The sequence below is a fragment of the Mesorhizobium sp. WSM4815 genome (genome assembly GCF_055811575.1).
The window spans coordinates 58,775-83,133 of the sequence record NZ_JBVVQS010000088.1; the positions used below are offsets into that span (position 1 = coordinate 58,775).

The window sequence follows — 24,359 nt, forward strand, 5'->3', positions numbered from 1 at the left end:
GTCGTCATGGGGTCAGCTGGCACACGACTGGATTGGATCGAGGTCATCTGACGCCGGTCCCGCCTCGACTGACCCAGATCAAGGCCATGTCCTCGTCGGCGTGGTTTGATCGACAGTCCTTCAAGGGAAAACGCATGTGCTGACCGACAGCCTGATCGTCGCTCCCAACGTCTTGACAATCCAGACCATACGGCGGGCAAATGACGATTCACCGGCCAGGAACCGACGTGAGAAACCCGCTTGAGGCGATGCGGCGGGCACTGGATCGCAGCGCAATCGATGCGCGACATGCGGCTCGACTCCAGCAACGTCTCACGAAGATAGCCAACGCGCTGGCGGCACGCTGATGGCCGGCTTTGACGACAGCTTCGACATCATTGTCGTTGGCGCCGGGCCGGTCGGACTTTCCTTCGCCGCATCGCTTGCCCACAGCGAGCTCAAACTGGCGGTTGTCGAAGGGCAGTCCCTGCAAACACTGGCAAGTGCGGCTTTCGACGGTCGCGAGATCGCGCTCACCCACGCCTCGGCTGGAATCCTTCGCGAGCTCGGCGCCTGGGATGTTATCCCCGCTTCGGACAAGTCACCGCTTCAAGGCGCACGCGTCCTCAACGGATCGAGTCCTTTTGCGCTGTGTTTCGATTCCCCCGACGGATCCACGGAACCACTGGGCGTTCTGGTTCCGAATTGCCGGATCCGCGATGCCCTTTTCAAGATCATCCGCTTGCAGGGCCATGCCCGGCTGCTGTGCGGCCACTCGGTCGCGCGTGCAACAAACAGCCATCAGGGAGCAGTCGTAACGCTCTCCAATGGCAGGCAGCTGACCGCTCGGCTTCTTGTTGCCGCCGATTCGCGTTTGTCCGCCACCCGCGATCTGCTCGGCATCGGCGCCGATATCAATCGGCTTGGCAGCTCAATGCTGATTTGCCGGGTGTGGCACGAGCGCCCCCACCACCAGATCGCGATCGAATGGTTCGACCACCATCAGACGATAGCGATGTTGCCCCTCGCGCGAGGCATGTCGTCGCTGCTTTTGACTTTGCCCTCAAACGAGGCCGACGGACTGCTTGCCCTCGACGACGAGTTGTTCCTGATGGAGTTGACGAAGCGCTGTCGAGGGCGCCTCGGCAACATGAGCTTGGCAAGCAGCCGCCATATCTATCCGTTGGTCACCACCTGGGCCCACATGTTCCGGGCGCCGAGCGCCGCATTGATAGGCGACGCTGCCATTGGCATGCACCCGGTGACCGCGCATGGCTTCAACATCGGCCTCGGCGGCCAGAGGCAACTCGCCCGTGGTATCCTGACAGCATGGCGCGACCGTCGCGACATTGCCGATCCCGACATGCTCCACAGATATGAAAGCCGACTGCGCCTGTCGGCGGCGCCGCTCTACCATGCTACGAATATTCTCGTCGGACTCTACTCAAGCGAGCACCCGGCGGCACGGCTTGCAAGACATGTGGGGCTGCGCTTCGGCCAGCATCTTCCCTTTGTCCGTCATGGCATTGCGGCCATGCTGAGGCGGTGAACCGCAGTCATCATAGCATCATCGTCAGCGTGCTGGCGTCGTAACAGGCTGGCGAGTTTGGTTCGATGTGAGAAATTTGTCGGCCGGCGCCACCCAGACGTGGTCCCAGCCACGCCCAATTCCGCCTTCGATGTGTTTACGGCGTGGATGGTTATCATCCAAACAATCAATTTTGCCAATCCTGCGGACCCTATTAGGAGCGTGACCGAAATCAAGTGCCTCGGCCCGCAGGTCTGCCCGGTGCAGGAAGCGGCCCCGCTTCTCAGATTGGTGTGCCCGGGTCCCCGACGCTAGCGACATCTGACGGCATTTGCAGCGCCGGTGATTGCTGCCTTAGCGAGGTGGGAATTTGACCCATAAAATCGATCATGAACTGCTGAATCGAGAAATGGCCGCAGACGATCCATGGCGGCTCGATGGCAACCCGTTCGAGCGGGAGCGCCACACGCAAATTCTCCGGTTGTCACTTGCGCAAGGTCCTGTCGCAAATGGGCTCGAAGTCGGGTGCGCTGCTGGCGCTTTTACGGAACGGCTAGCCCCCATTTGCCAGCGGCTCACTGTGATCGATGTCGTCGAGCCAGCGATTACGCGAGCACGTTTACGCATGAAGGAGCCGCCGCACATCAGGTGGATAATCTCCGATGTTCAACAATTTTCGAGTGATGAGCTGTTCGACCTGATCGTCGTGGCGGAAGTTCTTTACTACGTAGGAGACCTCGTTCAGATCCGCGCAGCAGTCCGCAACCTGGTAGGCCTGCTTGCGCCAGGCGGGCACCTGGTTTTCGGGTCGGCACGTGACGCCAATTGCCAACGCTGGGGGCACGCTGCTGGTGCAGAGACCACTATCGCCATGCTGAACGAATCGTTGACCGAGATCGAGTGCATCGAGTGCCGGGGCGCGTCGATCAATGAAGACTGCCTGCTGGCCCGCTTCCGAAAGCCGATTTCCGCTTTCTGATGAAACGAATTGTCGAAGTTGATTTGGAGACACTGTGCGCTTCTGTGGTGTCAAGCTGATCCTATATGTGGACGTATAAGAGCGCCCGATTGCGACAAGTTAGCCGGGTCCGGGCGATGGTCACTTCTGCTTAGGTATATCCGGCGTCTTCATGGGGCTCGATGTTCAGGGCCGCGAGCCTCGAGGGGGTTTCGCGGACTTCCACCTCAACGGCCCCCAGACGTCGGCCGAAGCGTTTCCGCTCCACACATCAGGGTCGGCAGCGACGGGGTGACCGTTCCCCCACCTCTGCCATTTTGCGTAAGGCGCATTGCAAGGATGTGCGGTGTAGTATCGCAACCTTGGCAGGGAAATCCGCTGTCGCGTTTCCCGTGCACCCTTCCGGCCTTGCGGTTCTGTCGGCATCGAGCCTCATCACACCATCGAAACGTCCGCCGTTTCATCGCGCTTGGAGGCGGGGCATTCCTGCCCCTCCCAAGGCCCCGCCCAGACCAACGTGATTGCCGTTGGATCGCAGCCAAGGCGTATGCCGCCTTGGCCCCGCATCATGATTTCGCACATGAAGACGAACCAAAGGGCCTTCGAGCCCCTTGGAGCCCTGACCAAGCCTGCGCGGATTAGATGCCGCCGGCGTCTTGCCACCGGTACACGCATAAGCGGATCTCTCCCTCCCTCTCATCGAGGTCTGCGCATACCACAAGGCTTTGGCTACTTTTCGAAGATGGGATTCCCGGGGCCTGGCGAACCTGGAAATTGCCAGCCCATATGCGTGACTGTGTTCATGACGGCGCATGTCAGTTCGGTGACATGTTGCTGAACCTGTTTCAGTAGAAGAGCCAATGCTCTCGATGGTCGCAACACGGCGCAAAGCCGATAGGCGCTCTGGCGCGAGCGTGCCAAGGCCCGCCAAGCCCCTTTGAAATACCCAAAAAATCAAGAAACGGCTTTACCCAATAAATGACCGATAAATACCCAGATGGAGCGAAGTCCTTATTTTGCATGGCCCCCTATGCGGGACGGGCTCTATGACTGCCGCCACCGAACCTCAAAGGTGTTTCGGCCCAGGTGGGTGACGATCCCTAGCCGGGAAAGCGGCACTCCTCGTCGGGGGCCGTCGGTCCCGTTTCCCGCCTTCGGCGGCGCTATGCTGACACTCCTACCGGCTGCCCTTTTAACCGATCTCGTCGTTGCAGCCAGTCCCGCGTCCCGGCCCTTCGGCCGGCGCAAGTGCTGACGCTCCTTAGGCTGCCTCTTCTGTGTGCGGCGATCTTTGATCCCTCGCACGGAATGAAAACTTAGGGGCCAGCTCCTTCGCGCATTTCAGGCCTCAGGTGCTCAAGCTGGGTGTTCCAGTCGGCCAAAACCTCAAACAATTCGTTCGAAGTAGCGCCATCCGGGTGCGCCCTCCTTCCCGCTCTCCAGGTGCTTTCACCGACAGTCCGGTTGACAGGCAACACTCGAGAGCATTGACCAGACGATTCCTGTTGGCGAGTGCGACCATCGCACGATTGGCATGCCGTCTTGCCGCAACTTGTCGAGCCAGAGCTTCGCGGAACCTGTTTGCCGCCGGCGATCCAGAGCTGCGCGATCGTGCGTCAACGCTCGCCGCGTTTGCTGACGCCTATCGGGCCCATCCTCCACTTGATCGCTGCTTCGGCACGAGGCGCAGCCACGCCGCTGGCGGCCGCTCTTGAGGCAGGTTGTGTCACCAACAGCTGCCATCGGTGCGTCGCCGCTATCGGGGCCAATCGAGCACGACCAGAAGGTTCAGATCAAGGCCTTTGAAACGCATGGTTTTAGCATCCATAGCGTGGATGCTCTCGATCTAAACAATCAATTTTACCAATCTGGGCGGGTCGTTCATAGACCCCCACATGACATGCACCGCCGCTGCTCTACCGCGTGAGGTGCACAAAAGAACCCAAAAAGAGGAAGTCTTCGCATGCGCAATGACGTGCAGTGGAGGTTGTGCTGGGAAAATGAGTTGCAGCTTTCCGATCACCTCGAACTCTCTGAGTTCTTCCGGAAGACCTATGAACCGACCGGAGCCTTCAATGGAATGCAATTCGAAGGCGGTCGAAGTTGGGCCGGTGCAAGGCCGGAGGTCCGCGCAATCGGCTATGATGTGCACGGGGTAGCCGCTCACTTGGGCCTGCTGCGCCGATACATCAAAGTTGGCGACGTTGATCTGCTGGTCGCTGAACTCGGTCTATACGGGGTGCGTCCGGATCTTGAGGGGCTGGGAATCGCCCATTCGATTAGCGTCATGTACCCAGTGCTGCAGCAGCTTAGCGTTCCATTCGCTTTCGGCACGGTTCGGCAAGCGCTCCGGAACCATGTTGGGAGGTTCTGCCGCAAAGGCTTGGCGAACATTCTGACGGGCGTTCGCGTGCGTTCAACCCTCCCGGACGTGTACCCCGATCTGCCTTCCACGACGCGAGTCGACGACGACGTACTCCTCATGGTGCTCCCAATTGGACGCTCGATGAGCGAGTGGCCGGCCGGCACTTTGATCGATCGGAACGGTCCAGAGCTATGACCTCGGATTTGTTATCCGCTCGCTTCCTCAAATTCACAGAAAAATCTGAGATCTCATGAACCTCTTTGCCCCAGCCAGTATTGTTGCAGTCTGCTCTTATGCGCTGCTGTCGACCGTCTATAAGACCGCGCAGGTGTTTTATACCCTGCCTACAAACGTACCGCCGACCTCGGGCGAACCCGCCGGCTGTGAGCCTTGGCCGAGCGTCGATGTCATTATCCCGTGCTACAACGAGGCTCCTCGCACCCTCTCGGACTGCCTGGCTTCCATTGCAAGTCAGGACTACGCCGGAAAACTGCAGGTCTATGTTGTTGATGACGGTTCTGGAAACCACGATGCCCTCGTAGGTATACACGAGGAATACGCGCGCGACCCGAGGTTCAACTTCATTGCGCTCCCAAAGAATGTCGGAAAGCGCAAGGCACAGATTGCGGCGGTTCGCCGCTCGTGCGGAGATTTGGTGCTCAATGTAGATTCGGACACGATACTCGCGCCGGACGTCGTCACGAGGCTTGCGCTAAAGATGCAAGATCAAGCGATTGGCGCCGCCATGGGCCAGTTGGCGGCTAGCAATCGCAGTGAAACTTGGCTGACGCGGTTGATTGACATGGAATACTGGCTCGCCTGCAACGAAGAGCGGGCAGCGCAGGCTCGGTTCGGTGCCGTCATGTGTTGCTGCGGTCCGTGTGCCATGTACCGGCGATCCGCGCTTGTTTCGCTCCTGGATCAATACGAGACGCAGCGCTTTCGAGGGAAGCCGAGCGACTTCGGTGAGGACCGCCACCTTACGATCCTGATGCTGAAAGCAGGCTTTCGAACAGAGTATGTCCCGGAGGCCGTCGCGGCAACAGTCGTTCCCAGCAGCATGGGTCCCTATCTGCGCCAACAGCTTCGCTGGGCCCGGAGCACGTTCCGGGACACGTTGCTGGCGCTCCAACTGCTGCGCGGCCTTAATATTTACCTCACATTGGACGTGATTGGGCAGAATCTTGGCCCATTATTGCTCTCTTTGTCGCTCCTGGCTGGGCTCGCGCAATTCATAACGACAGGTACTGTGCCCTGGACGGCATGCCTGACGATCGCGGTCATGACTATAGTTCGCTGCAGCGTGGCAGCGTTTCGTGCGCGCCAACTTCGATTTCTCGGATTCTCGCTCCACACACTCATCAACATCTTTCTCTTGCTCCCATTGAAAGCATACGCGCTGTGTACATTGAGCAATAGCGATTGGTTGTCGCGAAGCTCGGCCGCCACTGTGACAGACATCGGCGGCGCCCTTCCAAAGCCCGCCTTGGTGGCATCTGACGCAGCTTACAGCGAACAGCAATAGTCACGTGATCGCAGGTGGAAGAGTTTTGAGCCAGGACCAGGAAGATCAAATGTTGAGTCGGAAGTTGGACCCAGAGGATTTGCGGCGGATCGAGACTGGTCCGATCGAACGGGAGTTTCACGGGCAGACAAGCGCGAAAAGCTCCGTGCCTGACTCTCTGTCGACCGTGGCAGTCGATTTTGCCGGCGTAACCAAGTCGTATGGGAACAAGGTCGTTGTCGACGAACTGTCGTTCTCCGTTGCGTCGGGAGAGTGTTTCGGCCTCCTCGGACCAAACGGGGCGGGCAAAAGCACGATTGCGCGTATGCTCCTCGGCATGACATGCCCTGACGCGGGCGCGATCACGGTGCTCGGCGTGCCAGTGCCGGCGCGCGCTCGGCTGGCACGCAGGGGCATTGGCGTGGTCCCGCAATTCGACAATCTTGACCAGGAATTCACCGTACGCGAGAACTTGCTGGTGTTCGGACGCTACTTCGGCATGAGCACACGCGAGAGCGAAGCGGTCATCCCGTCGCTTCTCGAGTTCGCTCGCCTCGAGCGCAAGGCGGATGCGCGCGTCTCGGAACTGTCCGGCGGCATGAAGCGATGCCTGACGATGGCGCGGGCGTTGATCAACGACCCCCAGCTCATTGTGATGGACGAGCCGACCACCGGCCTCGATCCGCACGCGCGCCACCTGATCTGGGAGCGGCTGCGCGCCCTGTTGGCACGCGGCAAGACGATTATCCTGACGACGCATTTCATGGAAGAGGCTGAGCGATTATGCGATCGGCTGTGCGTGCTCGAAAGGGGTCGCAATATCGCCGAAGGCCGCCCGCAGGCGCTGATCGACGAGCATATCGGATGCCAGGTCATGGAGATTTACGGCGGCGATCCGCACGAGTTGCTTTCGCTGGTCAAGCCACATTCCCAGCGCATCGAGGTGAGCGGCGAAACCCTTTATTGCTACGCGCCCGACCCTGAGCAGGTGCGCACGCAACTGCAGGGGCGAGCAGGTCTGCGCCTTCTTTTGCGTCCAGCCAATCTCGAGGATGTTTTCTTGCGGCTGACCGGGCGCGAGATAGAGGAGTGAACGATGATTGAAGATTTTGCGGCGGCGCTGCCGTCCAATGCGTGGAACTGGGTTGCGGTGTGGCGCCGGAACTATCTGGCATGGAAGAAAGTCTCACTCGTGACGATTCTCGGTAACCTTGCCGATCCTATAATCTACCTTTTCGGACTCGGCACCGGCCTCGGCATAATGGTCGGCCGCGTCGACGGTGCGTCATATATCGCCTTTTTGGCGGCCGGCATGGTCGCGGTAAGTGCGATGACCGCCTCTACCCTCGAAACATTGTACGCGGCTTTCGCTCGCATGCACTCTCAGCGCACTTGGGAAGCAATGCTGTACACGCACGTTACCCTCGGCGACATCGTTCTGGGTGAACTGGCGTGGGCAGCCACCAAGGCCTTCTTGGCCGGTACGGCAATCACCATTGTCACCGCAACGTTGGGTTATGCAGCCTGGCCGTCCGTCCTCTATGCGCTGCCAATCATTGCTCTCACTGGGTGCGTGTTTGCGAGCCTTGCGATGGTCGTCACCGCGCTTTCGCCCAGCTACGATTACTTCGTGTTTTACCAGACGCTTGTCCTCACACCTATGCTGTTCCTGTCCGGTGCCGTTTTCCCATTGAATCAGCTGCCTGACGCCTTTCAGAAGATAGCGCGATGCATGCCGCTGTCACATGCGATCGACCTCATTCGTCCGGTTATGCTTGATCGCCCGATCAGCGGCATCGCCCTGCACATCGGTGTGCTCGGCCTGTACGCGCTGTTGCCATTCTTCCTCTCGATGGCGCTGTTGCGCCGCCGACTGATGCGCTGACGCGAAAGAGAAGGAGATAAGCAATGCGCTATGGACGCAAATAAAAACGACATCGCCAGCGTGTGCCGCGAAGGGTTTTGGCTGGCGTCGATTCAATCCCACAACGCTATGTAAGGCCCGGCACCTCGATCACAGGATGTCATGTTGATCCCGGCGGAAGAGAATTTCTTTGAGGCCGATCATGTTTGACTGGCGTTCGTGGCGCGAACGACAACGCGGCCTGTGTTTCTGATCAAACGGCCTTGAGACAAGCCAATTTAATATTCCTGTACGACAAATGGAGAGCGAGATGCTGTGTCTAGGATTGAACGGCGGATTGGACAAAGTCTATGAAAACAGATTTCAGATTTCAAACACATTCATGCACGATGGCGCTGCGGTGCTCGTCCGGGACGGACAGGTCATTGCGGCGGTAGAAGAGGAGCGCCTCAATCGGATCAAACATTCCAACAAGCTCCCAATTAGTGCGGCTCAATACTGTCTTTCAGCCGCTGGGGTTCAGCTCAGCGAAATCGATCGTGTGGCTTTCTACGCTACCGAAGCCTATAGCAACGCCATGCTCGAAAACATGCTAGCTTCCCAGCCGGACGCCTCCATTCCGTTGGACGCTAAACTGTTGATGCAGAGGCTGTTGGCGCAGGAGTTCGGTACCGAGCTCGACGCTTCGCGTATCTCATTTGTAAGTCATCATCAGGCGCACGCCGTGAGTGCTTTTGCAATGTCGGGCTTCGAGCAAAGTCTGATTTTCGCGATTGATGGCTCTGGTGATTTCCTGTCGGGCCTTGTGGCGGTAGGATCTGGTACTGAAATTACGCAACTTGCGACTTTCCCGGAGAACAATTCTCTCGGGCAATTTTATCTCGAGACGATCCGGTATCTCGGCTACGGCTTGTTCGATGAATACAAGGTAATGGGGCTTGCCCCCTACGGCGATCCCGTTCCCTATCGCGAGCTTTTCGAGAAATTCTATGAACTCTCTGCAAACGGCGAGTATCGCGTCCACCTGGACCGCATCGGTCCGACTTTGCTCCGCAGCATTCAGGTTCGGCAAAAGGGAATGCCATTCACTCAGCAGCATATGGATGTGAGTGCGTCGTTACAGGAAGCGCTCGAACGCATCGTGTTTCACATTCTTCGCCATTATCGTGAGGCCACCGGGATGACGCGGTTGTGCCTGGCCGGCGGAGTTGCGCACAATTGCTCCATGAACGGCAAGCTGCTCTATTCAGGACTTTTCGAAGACATCTTCGTGCAGCCCGCATCGCATGACGCTGGATGCGCCTTAGGCGCCGCGCTAATCGTGTCTAATGAGTTGGGCCGCCCAGCGCCGCGTAGGCGATTGCAGGAGGTCTATTGGGGGCCGGAACTCGCGAGCGATCACGCTGTCGAAGAGGAACTAAAGGCATGGGCGGGGCACCTGGAGTTTGAACGCACTGAGGAGGTGGCGGATAGGGCAGCCGAGTGGATGGTCGGTGGCGCCGTGATCGGCTGGGTGCAAGGTCGTTCCGAGTTCGGGCCGCGAGCGCTCGGAAATCGCAGCATTCTTGCCGACCCCAGGCCCGCTTCAAACAAGGACCGGATCAACGCTATGGTCAAGAAGCGGGAAGGATATCGCCCGTTCGCCCCATCAGTTTTGGAGGAGGATGCGCGCGAATTTTTCGACCTCCCGGGCAGTGCGTGCGAATTTCCCTTCATGAATTTCGTAGTTCGTGTGCGCGATTCCAAGCGTGATTTGCTCGGCGCCATCACGCATGTCGACGGTACGGCTCGGCTGCAAACAGTATCGCGCAAGGCCAGTCCGGCCTACTGGGACGTCATCAATGCCTTCAAGCAGCGGACAGGCATCCCAATTCTGCTCAATACGTCCTTTAACAACAATGCCGAGCCGATCGTGGATTCAGTTGCAGACTCGATTGCCACGTTCCTGACGACAGAGCTGGATGGACTTGTGGTCGGGCCGTACCTCGTCAAAAAACGGGCCGCAACGCTGCAGGATTGGACTGCGCTCGCTGTTTCATTGCCGCCCTATGTATCCCTGCATAAAGTCCGCGCATACACGGCGCAGGATCGCCACGAGACCGTCTGCGAAATCCGAACGGATCACCGTGACTGTGCGCGTATTTCACATGACTTGTTCGATCTGCTGACGCGGATCGAAGGCGAAGCCGTGCTCGCGGATCTCCTCGACACAATTACGCTGGATCAGGGCCAGCGCGAGGCTCTCACAGGAGAGCTGCGAGGATTGTGGGAGCAGCGCCACGTTCGGATGCATCCCTCGCAAGCTGCTCGCGTCCACCAAAACTGATGCCAAAGTCTGGACGACCGATAACAGCTGCCCAAACACCGGTCTGCACCTTCATATGATGGTCTCCAATCCAATTGACCGAGGCAAGGGTCCTGATGATTGCGTCTGCCGCGAGCATGCATGTTCGCTCCAGCTAACGCTTATTGCAGACGCGGATCAGCAATGGATTTGCTTACCGGTGGCTCAAGACAGCACGAGTTCGTCGTTTCTCGACGGCGTACCGGGTCGGTGACCGTCCCTGCGACATCAGCTTGGTGTTGCGCATAGCGGATGGGACGAGCGTTGGGGGATAGATTGGCGTGGGTTGACCCCGGTGGCGAGCGGGCTGGGCCGCTTGCGGGAAAGGCGGCGGCCCTTCGGCGCGCCAAGCCGGCATGTTCGTCGTTGAGCTGCTTTTGGCAAAATGCGTTGGTGGGGCGACGATCTTGTCTTTATGCGGCTTGATGCTTCGGCCTCCAATCATCCGGCCCTGTTGTTGGCATCCTTGATTTACGGCAATACGACGCCGGTGCAGATTTCGACGACGCCATCTTCAGGAAACCGAGGGTCTGTTGGTCAAGGTCACGCAGGGGTTAGCGTTGGCGATGCCCGACATCTGCTCTCGGGCAATCGCCTGATCGGAATGGGCCGCTAATCCCCCAAAACGGGGCGGCCCGGGTCACTTGTCTGACTATGGCGAACGGCTGCGTGGGAATCCGCGGTGGCGGGATCACCTGCCGAACACGCTGAAGGTAGATTTCCGGTATGGCGTCCTGGCGGCCTCAGATTCCCCAGCCTCGGTTTGGAAGCGCACGATGAACGCGGCGATGGCGCAGCGGCCGGCACGGCTAGCCTATGACGATCCGTGCGGTTCGCGCCGGCTGCGCCAGGCGCTTCAGGGCTACTCTGGCGCGCCCGTACTATGCGCTGCGACCCTGAGCAGATCGTCATCGTCAATGGTTCGCAGCAGGGGCTCGATCTCTGCGCGCGCCTGCTGCTCGACCTAGGGGACCGCTTCGTCATCGAGGACCCCTGCTACAGGATGGCGCGCCAGGTCTTTGCCGGCACAGGGGCCACGCCCGTTCCCGTCGAGGTTGACGAGCACGGCATGCAGACGGAGCAACTGGCGGGGGTCGCGGCCCGGCTGGCCTATGCGACGCCGTCGCATCAGTTTCCGCTCGGCGGCATCATGCCGGTCGCGCGGCGGCATCAGCTCCTGGAATGGGCGCGCGACCAGGGCGCCTACGTCATCGAGGACGACTACGACAGCGAATATCGCTACGATATCAGCCCCGTTCCCCCGCTGCACAGCCTAGAGGATCATGGGGCCGTCATCTACCTCGGCACCATCTCCAAGACGCTCTCGCCGATGCTGCGCATCGGCTATCTCGTCATCCCGGCGGAATTGCAGCAGGTTTTCGAAACCGCCAAGCAGTTTGCCGACCAGCATTCTCCGGTGGCGGAGCAGGCGTCATTGGCCTCTCTGTTCGAGAGCGGCGGCTATGAAAGGCATGTGCGCCGCGTGCGCCGCCTTAACGGCGAGCGCCGGGAGGTATTTCCAACCTGAAGCGGATTTTCCGAGATCGGATCGCCGTCCAAGGGGCCGACGCTGGACTGCACGTCGTCATATGGTTCAACGACCTGCCGCGATTGCGTGAAACAGCGTTGGTCGAAGCCGCCCGACATGCCGGTCTGGGGCTGCACCCGATTTCGCCGCTTTATCATCGGCAGCCGGGAGCAGGCGAAGCCGACCGCGCCGGGCTTGTCATGGGCTATTCCGCCTTGAGCATCCGGCAGATCGAAAAAGGCGTCGAGATGCTGCGCGACGTCGTCGCTCAACTCTGAGACGTCGACGGTTCCGCACGCGGGGTTAGAACATTCGCGACCGCTCATCGTAAACAGGTCATGGTTGAAAGCAGTTGGGCGACGGCCGCGCTCATGGCCGGCTGAATTAGCTGATCCGGCTTGCCGCCACCGTGCCGTTGCGCTCGGTCAGCAGTGCGTGGAGCCGACGAGGAGCTTCACATCAAGGGCCATTGTCTCATCTATCCGCAACATGGATGCTTGTCATCGAAACATTCGATTTTGACTATCGGACAGGACATTGCATAGGAAGAATTCAAGGATGCAGGCTAGGGAGATTGTCGATGTATGCGGTTGGCTCCGAGGAGCATTTTTCTGGTGTGTGCATTCTGGTCTGCGCCGAACATTGAGCGAGCCGATCCCCTTTTCGACCAGGTACGTCGGTGATCGCGCAAGCTGCATCGCGTCGGCTTCGCCACAAGCCCCCAACTAGCGTAGGCGCCTACCCCAAGGATCAACAAGTCGAGGTTTCCCATGCGCTCCCAAGGACGGTGGAGGTTGTGCCGGGAGAACCAGTTGCAAGTAGCCGATCATATCGGACTCTCCGAGTTCTTCCGAAAACCCTATCGGGGGGACTGACCCTGCAATGAAAAGCTATGCGCTGGTAATTTGAGACGTTCTGCAGAGACGGCCCGGCCACGATGTATCGATGTTCGCGTGCGGTCCCACTCAGAAGTGCTGGATCTCGACATGCCGCCTCGCGTGGAGGACGTGCTCCTCGTGATTATGCCCGATTGCGCGGCCGATGAGCGAATGGCCGACCGATGCAACAATTGACCGGAAGGATCCGGAGCTATGAAACATCTTGATGACGGATGGGAGGTGCAGAGTGAATGCGCTGATGGAACCGGCCGTCGGAGCGTTTATCTGACGTTTGACGACGGTCCCGATCCATTCTTCACACCACAGATACTCGATGTGCTGGCGCAAAATCGGGTGCCAGCGACTTTCTTCGTGATTGGTGCCTACGCCGCAGAGCACCCGGACCTCATCCAGCGAATGATCGCAGAAGGGCATGAGGTGGGCAACCACACGATGTCTCATCCGGATCTGTCCAAATGCGGCTTGGGCGACGTCCAACGTGAGGTATTTGAGGCGAACCGTGCCATCATGGTAGCATGCCCCCAGGCCTCGATCCGCTACATTCGCGCGCCATACGGCGCCTGGAGCGAAGAAGTGTTCACTGCGTCAGAGATCGCCGGGCTGGCGGCCCTTCATTGGTCGATAGACCCAAAAGATTGGTCGCGGCCCGGCACCGATGCGATCGTCGATGCTGTGCTCGCCTCGGTCCGGCCCGGCGCAATCGTGCTCTTGCACGACGGTTGTCCTCCCGACGAGTCGAGACGGAGCACTCAAGCCGGTCTGCGCAACCAGACCGTTATGGCGCTATCCAATCTGATTCCGGCATTAGATGCCTGCGGATATGAAATTCGCCCGCTTCCAGAACATCACTGAAATGCGAGATCCTATGGACCTGCTTTCCCAGCCAGTGCCTTGGGTCTCGCTTATGAAGGCTTACAGGCTTCGCCGACATCGGACGAACTGTCGGCTCCGACCCGTTGACTAAGCGTAGACGTTTGTTGTCACCTGCTACAATGAGGACCCGCGCAGCCTCTCGGCATTGCCTGGCGTCGCCGGAACCTCTTCGACGATTCTTTCAATATGGTCTCCGGGATCGCGGGCTGCGTCCACAAGGTTTGGCAAACTAGTCGCCATTGCCGGGATATGCCCGACCCCTCGGCTGCGAAGGACCAGGGGTTCTCCGACTCGCACACCCCGCTGTGGATCTGCTCCTCGATCGTCACGATGATCGGGTGCGATGCCATCTTTCACAAACTGGACCACGTCGATAGCTTCTGACTGGCTGTTTCCTGCAGGCCAGAGTGCCGGTATCTGACTGGTAACGCAAGGAGCTTCGCCATGTACATCCCTCCCGCTTTCCGCGACGACGACAAGGAGTCCCTGCGCGCGACCATCCGCGCGGCGGTGCTGGCGAACTTCGTTACAGTCACGGCGGAAGGGCCGCTCGCAACGCCACTGCCCCTCTTCCTTGATGAGAGCGAGGGCGAGCACGGCGTGATCTACGGGCACCTAGCGAAGGCCAATCCCCAGTGCCATGTTCCGCCGCTGGGCGACGGCTTGGCCATCTTCATGGGGCCGGACGCTTATGTGACGCCGGCATGGTATGCGACCAAGCGGGAAACCGGGAAGGTCGTCCCGACCTGGAATTACATCGCCGTCCACGCCTATGGTCCGGTCGAGTTCTTCGAGCATGCGGGAAGACTGCTGGACGTCGTGAATCGTCTGACCGACCACCACGAGGGCGAGCGCGCCTCGCCTTGGGCGGTGTCGGACGCACCGCCGGATTTTGTACAGGCGCAACTCCGCGGAATCGTCGGCCTGCGCATGCCGATCACGAGGCTGGAGGGCAAGCGCAAACTGAGTCAGAACCGGAACGCGGCCGACCGCGATGGCGTGGCCGCGGGCCTTGCGGCGAGCGAGCGGGCATCTGACCGCGAGCTCGCCGCTCTCATCGCAAAATAATCATGAACTTTGTCGGAATCGACCCATGATGCCAGAACTGGCCCCATTCGCCCTGTACCTCGCCGCGGCCTCCGTGCTCGCCATCACGCCCGGTCCGGGCATCTTCTATGTTGCCGCGCGCACGCTCGCCGGCGGTCGTCCGGAGGGTATCGCTTCCAGCTTCGGCACGGGGTTGGGGGGCATGATCCACGTCCTCGCAGCAAGCCTAGGTGTTTCCGCGATCGTGCTCGAGAGCTCGGAACTGTTCTCCGCATTGAAGCTGTTCGGCGCGGTCTACCTCGTCTGGCTAGGCTTTCGCACCTTTCAAGCCGCGCGCCGAGCGACTGGCGATGATGGCGCCCCGGTGCGTTCAGTCGGACCCCGGCGGGCGTTTCGTGAAGGGGTGCTGGTCGAGGCTCTCAACCCGAAGACGGCAGCCTTTTTTCTAGCCTTCCTTCCGCAGTTCGTGAACCCGAGCGCAGGGCACGTAGCTCTGCAATTCGTGGTGCTTGGCTCCGTGTCGATTGCGCTCAACACGCTCGCCGACATCGTGGTTGCCTTCGTGGCCAGCGGCATTCAAGACGGCGCGACAGCGCGTCCCAGGTTGATCCGCCGCCTGAGGGAGGCGTCGGGCGGCGCTATGATCGCGCTGGGCGTCGGCCTCGCTCTGGCGAAGCACCCTGCTGCCTGAATTTTGCATCCGATCTGGTTGGGCATCTCTCCGGGTCGGCGGGTTAGCTTGAAGCAGATGGATGGCTGCGAGCCAGCTTCGGTCATTACACCGATTCAGGCGATGTCTCAGCAGGCGCGGACGTCCGGTCTGCCGCCGCTGAAGCAGGCGTTGGGATTTTTCCATCAATGCCTTGCAGCGCTTCAACGAGTGACTCCCGCCCGCAGGGCCGAGGCGAGCAAGCTCGCCGATTATGCGGCGGCCTGCGGAGCCAAGACGCTCATGCCGGTGCCGGTCAACGACGGCTCGTGGCCCGCCAATGGCGAGCGCCGGGGCGATCTCCGCTTTGCCTTGAAGGCGCTCAAGCCGATCCTCCAGTCGCGCGGCCTGATCGGTCTCATCGAGCCGCTGGGCTTCCAGACCTGCTCGCTTCGATCGAAAAACGAAGCGGCTAAGGCCATTGCCGCCATTGATGGCCAGTCCGTCTTCCGCCTCGTGCACGACACGTTTCATCACACGCTCGCCGGGGAGACGTTCTTCTCCTGCGACCTGACCGGTCTCGTGCACATTTCAAGAGTGAACGATCCAATCCACTGGATCTACCCGGATCGCGTCCTATTCGGTTCCGACAATGGCAGCCAGATCCGGGCGCTGCTTGATGGCGGTTATGCGGGCCCCTTCTCATTCGCACCGTTTGTCGACGCAGCCCACCCGCTGGACGATCTCGCCGGCGCTCTTTCCGCGACTATCATCTCGTTCGACACGCCTGTTGACACGAGTGCCGGTGTGAGACGCGGTAGTCAATCAGGGCTTGCGACCCTTTTTGGCGTCCCGCGGAGAACTCATTCTCGACGCCTCCTGTAACAATATCTCTCGCATCCAGACGCTTGCCGCATCACTGTTGTGAAGGGCGGGCCATTGGAGGGCCTCGGTAAATGCGGGAAGCGGCAGCGGAAGTTCGATGATCCGCAGCGGGAAAGTCTTTTTGAAATGCTCAACCAGCCGGAAGGGCATGGTCGATATACGAGCTGTGCCTGAGACCATCGGCGGGATCATGCTGAAGGCCTGCACGATAACCTCGACACGTCTCTTCAGGCCATGCTCAAGAAAAAAACGCTCCTCGACGGAGGGCTTCCGCCCGAACTTGGCCGCAACGTGCCTCATCGACATGTATCTCTCGAATGTAAGCTGCTGCGGCAGCTGCTTGTTCGTGGGGCAGCCTACGCACACGAGCGTGTCGTCGAACAGCGCCGCTCTTGGATGCGCGCTCGACATGAACAATTCTGGACAAATCAGAAAATCGACGTCACCGCGCCGGAGAAGCTCATCGGGGTCGTCGTCGAGCGGCAGCAATTCGAAGCTGACGGCGGGTGCTTCGCGTGCAACACGCTCCACGACCTTTTCAAAAAACACGAGTGTGGCGAAATCGGAAATCATGATCCGGAAGCGGCGATCGGATTGAGCCGGTTTAAACGGATCCCAAGAAATAATCGAGCACTGTATGTGCAAGAGTGCGCCGCGAACAGCGGGGGCGAGTGTTTCCGCACGCGAGGTTAGAACACGTTCGCGGCCGCTCATCGTAAACAGTTCATCGTTGAAATAATCGCGCAGCCGGGCGACGGCCGCGCTCATGGCCGGCTGACTTAGGTTGATGCTGCTTGCCGCCGCCGTGAGGTTGCGCTGGGTCAGCAGTGCGTCGAGCACGACGAGAAGGTTCAGATCAAGGCCTTTGAAGCGCATCGCTTTCACTTATCCATAGCGTGAATGCTCGCGATCTAAACAATCGATTTTACCAAACTTCCAGGGCGCTGCATAGATGACCGGACCTGACATGCACCCGATCACGCCACGGCTTCTGTAGCGTGTGCTGGGAAATGACTTGCAAGTAGCCGATCATGTCGAGCTCTCCGCTTTCTTCCGAAAGGCCTATGGGCCGACAGGGGCTTTCAGGCGGTCGTAGCTGGGCCGGTGCAAGGCCGGAGGTTCGCGCAATCGGCTCTATGTGCACGGCGTAGCGGCTCACTTGGACCTGCTGCGCCGTTCACTACGGTTGGCGAGGTTGATTTCTTGGTAGGCGAACTCGGATTGTACAGGGTGCATCCGGATCTTGAGAGACTCGGAATGAGCCATTCTATCCACGTCATGCGTCCGGTGCAGCAGCAGATTGGCATTCCATTCGCTTTTGGCACGGTTCGGCACGCGCTGCGGAATCATCTTGAGAGGTTCTGCAGAGACGTCCTGGCGACCATAGTGCCGGGCCATCGCGTCGCCACACATGATCGCGACCGCCACTGCGCTCCAGGTTTGCGATCAGGCACTGGGATTTCGTCCGCTCGGTTGCAGCCAGTCGGCCCTCGATACCACGCCGCGATCCGCGTAAAATTCGATCCTTTTCACCGAAACTGGCGTGCTCGCCGTGCCCAGAAACGGCCGGTAGCAACCGCAACAGATGGGCTGGAGTCTGATGCTTGATCAAATAACAGTCGGAGCGAAGGGACGCGGCTCGCGCCCAGCAGAGACAAACGACCGAGACCTAAGTCTTGACTTCGCCAAAGGTATACTAATTACTTTAGTGATAATTGGGCACCTATTACAATATATAATTTATCGAGGCACTGACGATTTTTGGATGTCTCCGTATTATAAGACGATATACATGTTTCATATGCCTCTCTTTATGGCGATAAGTGGATATGTTTCTTCTGGGGCAATTTTGCGAAAAACGTTCATTCAAGGGGTCCGTAATCGAGCAGTGCAGTTACTACTGCCAATGTTTCTTTGGTGTGCGTTTATTTTCGCACTAAAGTCCGCTATGATTTATCCAACGAAGAGTTTAACTGGTGTATTGCTGGACCTATCGAAGGAGGTCATTGGAACATACTGGTTCATATGGGCGGCGTTTATTTCGTTCGTTCTAGTTAGATTTTTTGCAACTTTCAATCGACTATCGATGTGGATCATAAGCGCATCCGCAATTGGGGTCGCATTGGCGCCCATCACATTGTCAATAACCCCGTCGTTAAGATACACTTACCCATTTTATTGTTTGGGGTTCTTGTTTGCCCAGCCGATCGGATGGCAGAAAAATATCGTCTGGCGCCACAAATCGCTTTTCTTGGTCTTATTTTCGATAACAGCTTTCTTATGCTTCCTTGGGTGGGGCAAGGAGACTTACGTCTACAACAATCTTGTTTTAATTCATGATGAACAGTCAGCTAAACAAGTGTTTATGATGTTCGCTGGCTCTGCAACAGCTTCTGCAGTAGCGATGCAGCTTATGTTCCAGTGCTGGAGAATTGTCCATTCAACTAGAGTAGCTCAGTATGTCGCGGTGGAGCTTGGTCAGAGCACGCTGCTGCTGTACCTGGTCCAGGGTGCCGTGTTTCGCCTCATGGATGTGATACAGTTTGGAGAACTCTGGAATCTCACGACCAGAATCGCGTTCGCAAGTGTGGTTGGAGTGGCGATTGTCGTCACGGCGACGGCAATTCGCAAGATTGCGCGCGACCTTGGATATGTGTCGCAGATCCTTGTCGGAGCGCCGCCACGCCCAAGTCTGCTCAAATCTCAACCTGCAATAAATTAGCCACCCACAATGGTCGCGATGACAAGCAACCACGTTACGGACAGATGAGGCATGCGTTTCAAAGGCCTTGATCTGAACCTTCTCGTTGTGCTCGACGCACTGCTGACCGAGCGCAACCTCACGGCGGCGGCAAGCAGCATCAACCTAAGTCAGCCGGCCATGAGCGCGGCCGTCGGCCGGCTGCGCGATTATTTCAACGATGAACTGTTTACGATGAGCGGCCGCGAACGTGTTCTAACCTCGCGTGCGGAAACACTCGCCCCCGCTGTTCGCGGCGCACTCTTGCACATACAGTGCTCGATTATTTCTTGGGATCCGTTTAAACCGGCTCAATCCGATCGCCGCTTCCGGATCATGATTTCCGATTTCGCCACACTCGTGTTTTTTGAAAAGGTCGTGGAGCGTGTTGCACGCGAAGCACCCGCCGTCAGCTTCGAATTGCTGCCGCTCGACGACGATCTCGATGAGCTTCTCCGGCGCGGTGACGTCGATTTTCTGATTCTTCCGGAATTGTTCATGTCGAGCGCGCATCCAAGAGCGGTGCTGTTCGACGAGACATTCGTGTGCGTAGGCTGCCCCACGAACAAGCAGCTGCCACAGCAGCTTACATTCGAGAGGTACGTGTCGATGAAGCACATTGCGTTCAGGGTCGGCCGTGCGCAGATGCCATCCATCGAGGAACGGTTTTTGCTTGAACATGGTCTCAAGAGACGTGTCGAGATTATCGTGCAGGCCTTTAGCATGATCCCGCCGATGGTCTCAGGCACAGATCGTATAGCGACCATGCCCTTCCGGCTGGTTCAGCATTTCAAAAAGACTTTCCCTCTGCGGATCGTCGAACTTCCCCTGCCACTACCCACGTTCACTGAGGCCGTCCAATGGCCCACCCTTCACAACAGTGATCCGGCAAGCACCTGGATGCGGCAGATAATGTTGCAGGAGGCATCCCGCATGTGAAGCCGCGGGCGCTCCTGGCGAACGGCACGCAAAAAATTGGGTCTGACTCCAATTCGATGATTTTTGCATGACAGTGTGGTGCTGATTTTCCGACGCTGGTAGCCGGCAACACCAAAAACATGAAGTGGAAGAAGTACTTTTACCGCAGGCTTTGCGAGTCTGAAGGTCTACCCCTATGCACCGCGCCCAATTGCCGGGAATGCAATCAAGTCAAAAGCTGCTTCGCCCCGGAGGCATGGAAAGCCGCCTCACACGGATCAAGCACGGGTTCGCCCTTGTATTAATAGCCGTACGAGGCGAGCGGTCGACGGCGAGGCGGTCCGCTTCGGTCCGGCACTCTTAGGTTCTCTCGTCGGCACCATCATTCGCCGCCGCTGGTCGAAATCGACCGGACAACAAGGTGCGATCGCGCAGAGACGACGGCTGCAACCGCCAAAAAATCGTGAGCAGGATCGCACCGCGCGGCTGATGCGATTGCATCTTTCCCCGTGCTGCACTGGCCTGTGTCAGGCGGTCTAGGGTTCGCGCTTCGGTCCGAGCAAACACTGTCAGGGCAGCGAGGAACGAGGCAACGGGGCTGTAGGCAAAGGCACTGGCAACGCCGGCATCGTCCACCAGCAGTCCGCCGAAAATCGCGCCGGCGGCGATGGCCACTTGGAACGTTGCGGCCATCAGCCCACCGGCGTTTTCGGCCTGCTCGGGAGGGGCGCGCAGCACCATGCATTCTGCAGTCCCACCGGCACCGCGCCGAAGGCAAAGGCCCATACGGTACCGCAATCGCCGAGGCCTAGGCCGATGCTCCCAACATCAGCAGCGAGACAGCGGCCATCGCTATGAGCAGGGGGCGGCAGGGCCGCGACTGCCTGGAGGCTGTGCTCGGCCAAGAATCCGCCGGCCAAATTGCCGAAGAAGCCGCCGATGCCAAAGGCGAGCAACACGAGCGAGATCGTCTCGATATTGAGCGCGGGAACATTCTCGAGGAAGGCGCGGATACAGATGAAGCCGGCGAAGTGCCCGGAAGCGACCAGCAGGACGACCAAAATCGCGACTTTGATTATCGGATTCTTGGCCACATCCAGCAGACTGCGGAAGCTGGCTGCTCCAATCGGAGGCAGCCTCGGAGAAGTCATGAGTTGCACTACCAGTGTAACGCGCCGAAGACTGCAGCGATCATGGAGGCGCTTCGCCCCCCCCAGACGTCGCCGACATAGGCGCCGATTGAACCGCACAAACGGTAGCGACGGTACGCCGGTGCGGATGATCGACATGGCGCGCCGCAGGAGGTGACCTGGAACGAGCCGCATCGCCAACGCTGCCGACATCGACCAGAAGCCTCCGAGCGCTATTCCGAGCACGACGCGGGCGGTCAGAAGAACCGGCAGCGACCCCGCGACGGCACCAATCGTGCGCTGGCAATTGTGCTCTTCGGCATAGGGTTGCTGCAACCGATCTCGCACGTATGGGTCCTGCAAGGAGCATGCTCGAGGATGTGGACCTCTACTCCGACTTGCTGACACTGACGGAGGGTGTCGGGTCAACGTGGTCGGCCACATGCCCGACGCCATGGCGGAGTGGTTCGGTGCTGAGCAAAGTCGCGGACGGCAAGGCGGACGCTTCCAGGGATTAACGCGGCAGGCGCAGGCAATGCGGGATTCCGTTGGCAGAAGGAGCTCAAACAGCTAATTCGCTCAAGCTTGTCACCACCGCAGCAGACGAATGGCGTGCCGGTCGGCAGGGCGGTGCAGGCCCTGGTGTTCGAACCCTCCATTCACATCGCTAAGCAAAAGCATTCGCGTGCTTGCCAGCTCAACAGCACAGTCTCGGCGCTTTATCGGCCATGACGATCAGATTCGTTCGTCAGATCAGGGCACTTTCAAAAGCCGTAACCGCACGCACCCGCAGTATCCGGCTCCCTCAGCGATGCTGCCGGCCATTGCAGCGCTAGAGCGCGGTAACTCAAGTTCGTTACAGCCCGCCGCTCAGCCCTCGAATTGACTTGCACCTGTCTTGGTCAACAGCAACCCATCGCACCAAACGTGGTCTACGCATCCCCACTCACAGGCGGCAGCCGCATCCGGAAAAAAACCACGTCCATTGAGATTTGCACTCGTGTTGCAGAGCAGCGAAATGCCCGTGAGTTTCTCATATTCTATCAGAAGTTCTGCAATTGGGTGTTCAGAAGTTCTCGAAACTGTCTGAAGGCGCGCAGTCCCGTCGAGATGGACGACCGCCGGGATTTTTTCTTTCCACTCCGAACGGGTTCGGTGATCGAACAGCATGTAAGGATCCGGCGTGCCGGGATCGAACATCTCAGGTGCACGATCCTCCAAGCATATTGGCGCTACCGGTCGGAAATGCTCTCGAACTTTGATTTTGTTGAGATGGTCCTTCATTTCCGGCGAAGTTGCGGCCGCCAGAATGCTTCTGCCTCCCAAAGCACGTGGACCAAGCTCTGCGCGACCTGCAAGGAACACCACAGGCTTGTTGTCGGCGAGCACGCCGGCAAGTTCTTTCAGGCTGCAAGCAGCAGATTGCCAACCAGGCGGAACCTTGCCATGGCTCACATTTGGCCCGCTGTAGACTGACCAGTCGAGATTCACGAAACCTTTGTCGGCGGCCAGCGCACAGCAAGCGGCACCGATCGCCGATCCGCTGTCGTTTGGAAACGGAGGCACCCAGACTGCGTCGAACAAACCGCTCGCCCGAAGGGCGCTGTTCCATTTGATGTTCAGCCCGCATCCGCCGGCGATGCACAGGTTTCGGGTTTTGGGGACTGAGTACCCACGCAGCGCCCTTGTCATTCCCCGGACGAGAAGACGCTCCACGAAGGCATGGAACGAAGCAAGTATGTCCTCGGGCGTTTCGGGGATTAGCCGCGACGCGCTTGCATCGAAGAAGTCGTGCACAGCCGTGAGTAACGCGTCTTCGCTGTGGCTGTTGTTCCCGTAGCCAAAAGCAAGGTCCGTATCCCAGGCAAAATGGTCGTCGTAAAGCTCCTGAAACACATTCACGATGTGTTCATGGACCACTCCGAGCGCAATATAGGCCATCAACTTGCCGGCGATACCGAGATTCCAGCCAGTCCGCAGTTCTCGCCTGTAAGGACCGAAATGTTGGCCCACGGCCGCATAGGCATGGCCTATCATCGGAAACAGGCACCCAACAAATCGGACTCCACTTGGCTCGACGTAGTAAAGCCGCGGAAAGATGCAGCCGTCCCATACCAGACAAAATGCCGGTTCCTCAGCTTTGGCGAATGAGCTGGTGCAGTATGCGGAAGCCACGTGCCCAACAACATGCGGGTAGCTTTCATAAGAACATACCCCACTGTCGAGCATGAGACCGGAACCTTGATAGGCTGTCAGGGGATCTTCGGCGTCCCGCTCCACATATGGCGCGCCGTTGAGAGTGATAGGGGAGCCGTTACTCAGAACCTGGAATTCTGACTGGATTTCACCGTCCCATCCGTCAATAACGAACCGGTCGATATCGCGCGGAGCAAGCCCGTTTTCCGTCAAAACGGCGACGACCGTCTCAAGCCGCTCGATATGTTGGTATCGTAGGTTATTGTCGAGCTTCTCCATCTCGATGCAAAAGAGTAATCTGCCGTCTTCCACGACAGCAATTCCCCCGTCGTGAGTCAGCTTGATACCGCAAATGCGCATAGCAGATCCTTGTCGAGGTGACCGTAGAGCAACCGCAGAAAACGGCTGGAAAACATAGCCGTGGGTTTTGTCGCGCTATGCAGGATCATGAGGAACCGGTAAATTAGATTGTTTGGATGTGAGGCATCCGCGCGGTGAATGATCAGGTCTGCCGCGTGATCTAGAACAAAATGGCTGACACGCAAAAATCACCAGAATTGCGAGGCATCGCTGTGCGGCACTGTAGAAGGCCTCGCCACCGCAAGCGCTGGGCAAGGATGTGCACGGTCACACATCACCCGCGCCACGGGAGGTGCCGCTCCCTCGGCACCGAGCGCGCGTGCTGAGCACGAAGGTTGTCGCGCTAGAAGAGAGCCTTCCCTGATCAAGCTACTCTTTAGGTCATCGACAAGATTTTCGATGGCGAGGGCAGCGCCCAAAGGGCCTATTCGGCTTTTTGAATCGCGCCGTCATGTTGGAGGAACAACCTCCGACAACCGATGGATCCCGCCTGCAGATCGGCAGCGGAACAGAGCGGGTAAGCGCGTGTGAGGCTAGCGCGGGGTCGGTCAAAAGGGCATTGTCTCGGCTCACAGATGCAGTGTCGGCTCGG

Annotated in this window: 18 protein-coding genes and 3 pseudogenes; 17 read left to right on the plus strand and 4 right to left on the minus strand. The window is 58.7% G+C overall.

The features are described 5' to 3' along the window. Positions 1–346 precede the first annotated feature (346 nt). From ubiM to AC0L2B_RS11265, 13 genes and pseudogenes are all read left to right on the plus strand, one after another. On the plus strand, positions 347–1,528 hold the full coding sequence (ubiM, locus tag AC0L2B_RS11205; protein WP_473745399.1) for a 5-demethoxyubiquinol-8 5-hydroxylase UbiM: 1,182 nt from the start codon (positions 347–349) through the stop codon (positions 1,526–1,528). A gap of 349 nt (positions 1,529–1,877) precedes the next feature. After that, a complete protein-coding gene (gene nodS, locus AC0L2B_RS11210) occupies positions 1,878–2,486 on the plus strand; it encodes a nodulation methyltransferase NodS (protein ID WP_095780356.1) in 609 nt (202 codons plus the stop codon). Positions 2,487–4,428: 1,942 nt separating this feature from the next. Further along, entirely contained in the window at positions 4,429–5,025 is a 597-nt protein-coding gene (locus AC0L2B_RS11215) for a NodA family N-acyltransferase (RefSeq protein WP_065010659.1), read from the plus strand. 55 nt (positions 5,026–5,080) lie between these two features. Then, positions 5,081–6,355, plus strand: coding sequence for a chitooligosaccharide synthase NodC (nodC, locus tag AC0L2B_RS11220; protein ID WP_065010658.1), 1,275 nt, complete (start codon positions 5,081–5,083; stop codon positions 6,353–6,355). A gap of 49 nt (positions 6,356–6,404) precedes the next feature. Then, complete coding sequence (gene nodI / locus AC0L2B_RS11225; protein WP_082982602.1) at positions 6,405–7,427, plus strand: nodulation factor ABC transporter ATP-binding protein NodI; 1,023 nt, start codon at positions 6,405–6,407, stop codon at positions 7,425–7,427. A 3-nt stretch (positions 7,428–7,430) separates the two neighbouring features. Next, a complete protein-coding gene (locus AC0L2B_RS11230; protein WP_473745400.1) occupies positions 7,431–8,219 on the plus strand; it encodes an ABC transporter permease in 789 nt (262 codons plus the stop codon). Positions 8,220–8,508: 289 nt separating this feature from the next. Further along, positions 8,509–10,524: a carbamoyltransferase family protein gene (locus AC0L2B_RS11235; protein ID WP_473512044.1), complete on the plus strand. Its 2,016-nt coding sequence runs from the start codon at positions 8,509–8,511 to the stop codon at positions 10,522–10,524. A 638-nt stretch (positions 10,525–11,162) separates the two neighbouring features. Further along, positions 11,163–12,348, plus strand: a pseudogene (pdxR, locus tag AC0L2B_RS11240) (MocR-like pyridoxine biosynthesis transcription factor PdxR); the annotation flags it as partial. Between the two features lie 492 nt (positions 12,349–12,840). Next, complete coding sequence (locus AC0L2B_RS11245) at positions 12,841–12,945, plus strand: hypothetical protein (RefSeq protein ID WP_082982601.1); 105 nt, start codon at positions 12,841–12,843, stop codon at positions 12,943–12,945. Positions 12,946–13,161: 216 nt separating this feature from the next. Then, positions 13,162–13,821, plus strand: coding sequence for a chitooligosaccharide deacetylase NodB (nodB, locus tag AC0L2B_RS11250; protein WP_065010656.1), 660 nt, complete (start codon positions 13,162–13,164; stop codon positions 13,819–13,821). Positions 13,822–14,286: 465 nt separating this feature from the next. Then, on the plus strand, positions 14,287–14,910 hold the full coding sequence (locus AC0L2B_RS11255) for an FMN-binding negative transcriptional regulator (RefSeq protein ID WP_473745401.1): 624 nt from the start codon (positions 14,287–14,289) through the stop codon (positions 14,908–14,910). Positions 14,911–14,938: 28 nt separating this feature from the next. After that, complete coding sequence (locus AC0L2B_RS11260) at positions 14,939–15,580, plus strand: LysE family translocator (RefSeq protein WP_473512043.1); 642 nt, start codon at positions 14,939–14,941, stop codon at positions 15,578–15,580. Positions 15,581–15,637: 57 nt separating this feature from the next. After that, on the plus strand, positions 15,638–16,423 hold the full coding sequence (locus AC0L2B_RS11265; RefSeq protein WP_473745459.1) for a TIM barrel protein: 786 nt from the start codon (positions 15,638–15,640) through the stop codon (positions 16,421–16,423). On the opposite strand, the gene AC0L2B_RS11270 is transcribed toward AC0L2B_RS11265, so the two are convergent. Beyond that, positions 16,364–17,299, minus strand: coding sequence for a LysR family transcriptional regulator (locus AC0L2B_RS11270; protein WP_473547929.1), 936 nt, complete (start codon positions 17,297–17,299; stop codon positions 16,364–16,366). The genes AC0L2B_RS11265 and AC0L2B_RS11270 overlap by 60 nt on opposite strands. 124 nt (positions 17,300–17,423) lie before the next feature. Between AC0L2B_RS11270 and AC0L2B_RS11275 the strand changes: the two are divergent. From AC0L2B_RS11275 to AC0L2B_RS11290, 4 genes and pseudogenes are all read left to right on the plus strand, one after another. Next, a pseudogene (locus AC0L2B_RS11275) lies at positions 17,424–18,031 on the plus strand (NodA family N-acyltransferase). Next, positions 18,024–19,145 carry a nodulation factor fucose acetyltransferase NolL gene (nolL, locus tag AC0L2B_RS11280; RefSeq protein ID WP_473745402.1) on the plus strand — a complete coding sequence of 374 codons (1,122 nt, stop codon included), beginning with the start codon at positions 18,024–18,026 and terminating at the stop codon, positions 19,143–19,145. The pseudogene AC0L2B_RS11275 and the gene nolL overlap by 8 nt, the downstream one beginning before the upstream one ends. Before the next feature lie 51 nt (positions 19,146–19,196). After that, the gene (locus tag AC0L2B_RS11285) at positions 19,197–20,102 is read left to right on the plus strand and encodes a LysR family transcriptional regulator (RefSeq protein ID WP_095780353.1); all 906 of its coding nucleotides are present in this window, start codon (positions 19,197–19,199) and stop codon (positions 20,100–20,102) included. A gap of 86 nt (positions 20,103–20,188) precedes the next feature. Further along, positions 20,189–20,445: pseudogene (locus AC0L2B_RS11290) on the plus strand (nitrogen fixation protein NifQ); the annotation flags it as partial. On the opposite strand, the gene AC0L2B_RS11295 reads toward AC0L2B_RS11290, so the two are convergent. From AC0L2B_RS11295 to nodU, 3 genes are all read right to left on the minus strand, one after another. Beyond that, entirely contained in the window at positions 20,442–20,822 is a 381-nt protein-coding gene (locus tag AC0L2B_RS11295) for a hypothetical protein (RefSeq protein WP_473745403.1), read from the minus strand. The pseudogene AC0L2B_RS11290 and the gene AC0L2B_RS11295 overlap by 4 nt on opposite strands. Continuing rightward, complete coding sequence (locus AC0L2B_RS11300; RefSeq protein ID WP_473745404.1) at positions 20,774–21,547, minus strand: MFS transporter; 774 nt, start codon at positions 21,545–21,547, stop codon at positions 20,774–20,776. The genes AC0L2B_RS11295 and AC0L2B_RS11300 overlap by 49 nt, the downstream gene beginning before the upstream one ends. Positions 21,548–22,081: 534 nt before the next feature. Next, on the minus strand, positions 22,082–23,767 hold the full coding sequence (gene nodU / locus AC0L2B_RS11305) for a nodulation protein NodU (protein WP_065011495.1): 1,686 nt from the start codon (positions 23,765–23,767) through the stop codon (positions 22,082–22,084). Positions 23,768–24,359 lie beyond the last annotated feature (592 nt).

Bases quoted from the DNA above. Each gene is read 5' to 3' on its own strand.
- nodC (WP_065010658.1), top strand. From the start codon at position 5,081: ATGAACCTCTTTGCCCCAGCCAGTATTGTTGCAGTCTGCTCTTATGCG.
- nodB (WP_065010656.1), top strand. From the start codon at position 13,162: ATGAAACATCTTGATGACGGATGGGAGGTGCAGAGTGAATGCGCTGAT.
- AC0L2B_RS11295 (WP_473745403.1), bottom strand. From the start codon at position 20,822: ATGGTGCTGCGCGCCCCTCCCGAGCAGGCCGAAAACGCCGGTGGGCTG.
- nodI (WP_082982602.1), top strand. From the start codon at position 6,405: ATGTTGAGTCGGAAGTTGGACCCAGAGGATTTGCGGCGGATCGAGACT.
- AC0L2B_RS11265 (WP_473745459.1), top strand. From the start codon at position 15,638: ATGGATGGCTGCGAGCCAGCTTCGGTCATTACACCGATTCAGGCGATG.
- AC0L2B_RS11215 (WP_065010659.1), top strand. From the start codon at position 4,429: ATGCGCAATGACGTGCAGTGGAGGTTGTGCTGGGAAAATGAGTTGCAG.
- AC0L2B_RS11270 (WP_473547929.1), bottom strand. From the start codon at position 17,299: ATGCGCTTCAAAGGCCTTGATCTGAACCTTCTCGTCGTGCTCGACGCA.
- AC0L2B_RS11230 (WP_473745400.1), top strand. From the start codon at position 7,431: ATGATTGAAGATTTTGCGGCGGCGCTGCCGTCCAATGCGTGGAACTGG.
- nodU (WP_065011495.1), bottom strand. From the start codon at position 23,767: ATGCGCATTTGCGGTATCAAGCTGACTCACGACGGGGGAATTGCTGTC.
- AC0L2B_RS11255 (WP_473745401.1), top strand. From the start codon at position 14,287: ATGTACATCCCTCCCGCTTTCCGCGACGACGACAAGGAGTCCCTGCGC.
- AC0L2B_RS11245 (WP_082982601.1), top strand. From the start codon at position 12,841: ATGCGCTCCCAAGGACGGTGGAGGTTGTGCCGGGAGAACCAGTTGCAA.
- AC0L2B_RS11285 (WP_095780353.1), top strand. From the start codon at position 19,197: ATGCGTTTCAAAGGCCTTGATCTGAACCTTCTCGTTGTGCTCGACGCA.
- AC0L2B_RS11235 (WP_473512044.1), top strand. From the start codon at position 8,509: ATGCTGTGTCTAGGATTGAACGGCGGATTGGACAAAGTCTATGAAAAC.
- nolL (WP_473745402.1), top strand. From the start codon at position 18,024: ATGCTTGATCAAATAACAGTCGGAGCGAAGGGACGCGGCTCGCGCCCA.
- AC0L2B_RS11260 (WP_473512043.1), top strand. From the start codon at position 14,939: ATGCCAGAACTGGCCCCATTCGCCCTGTACCTCGCCGCGGCCTCCGTG.
- ubiM (WP_473745399.1), top strand. From the start codon at position 347: ATGGCCGGCTTTGACGACAGCTTCGACATCATTGTCGTTGGCGCCGGG.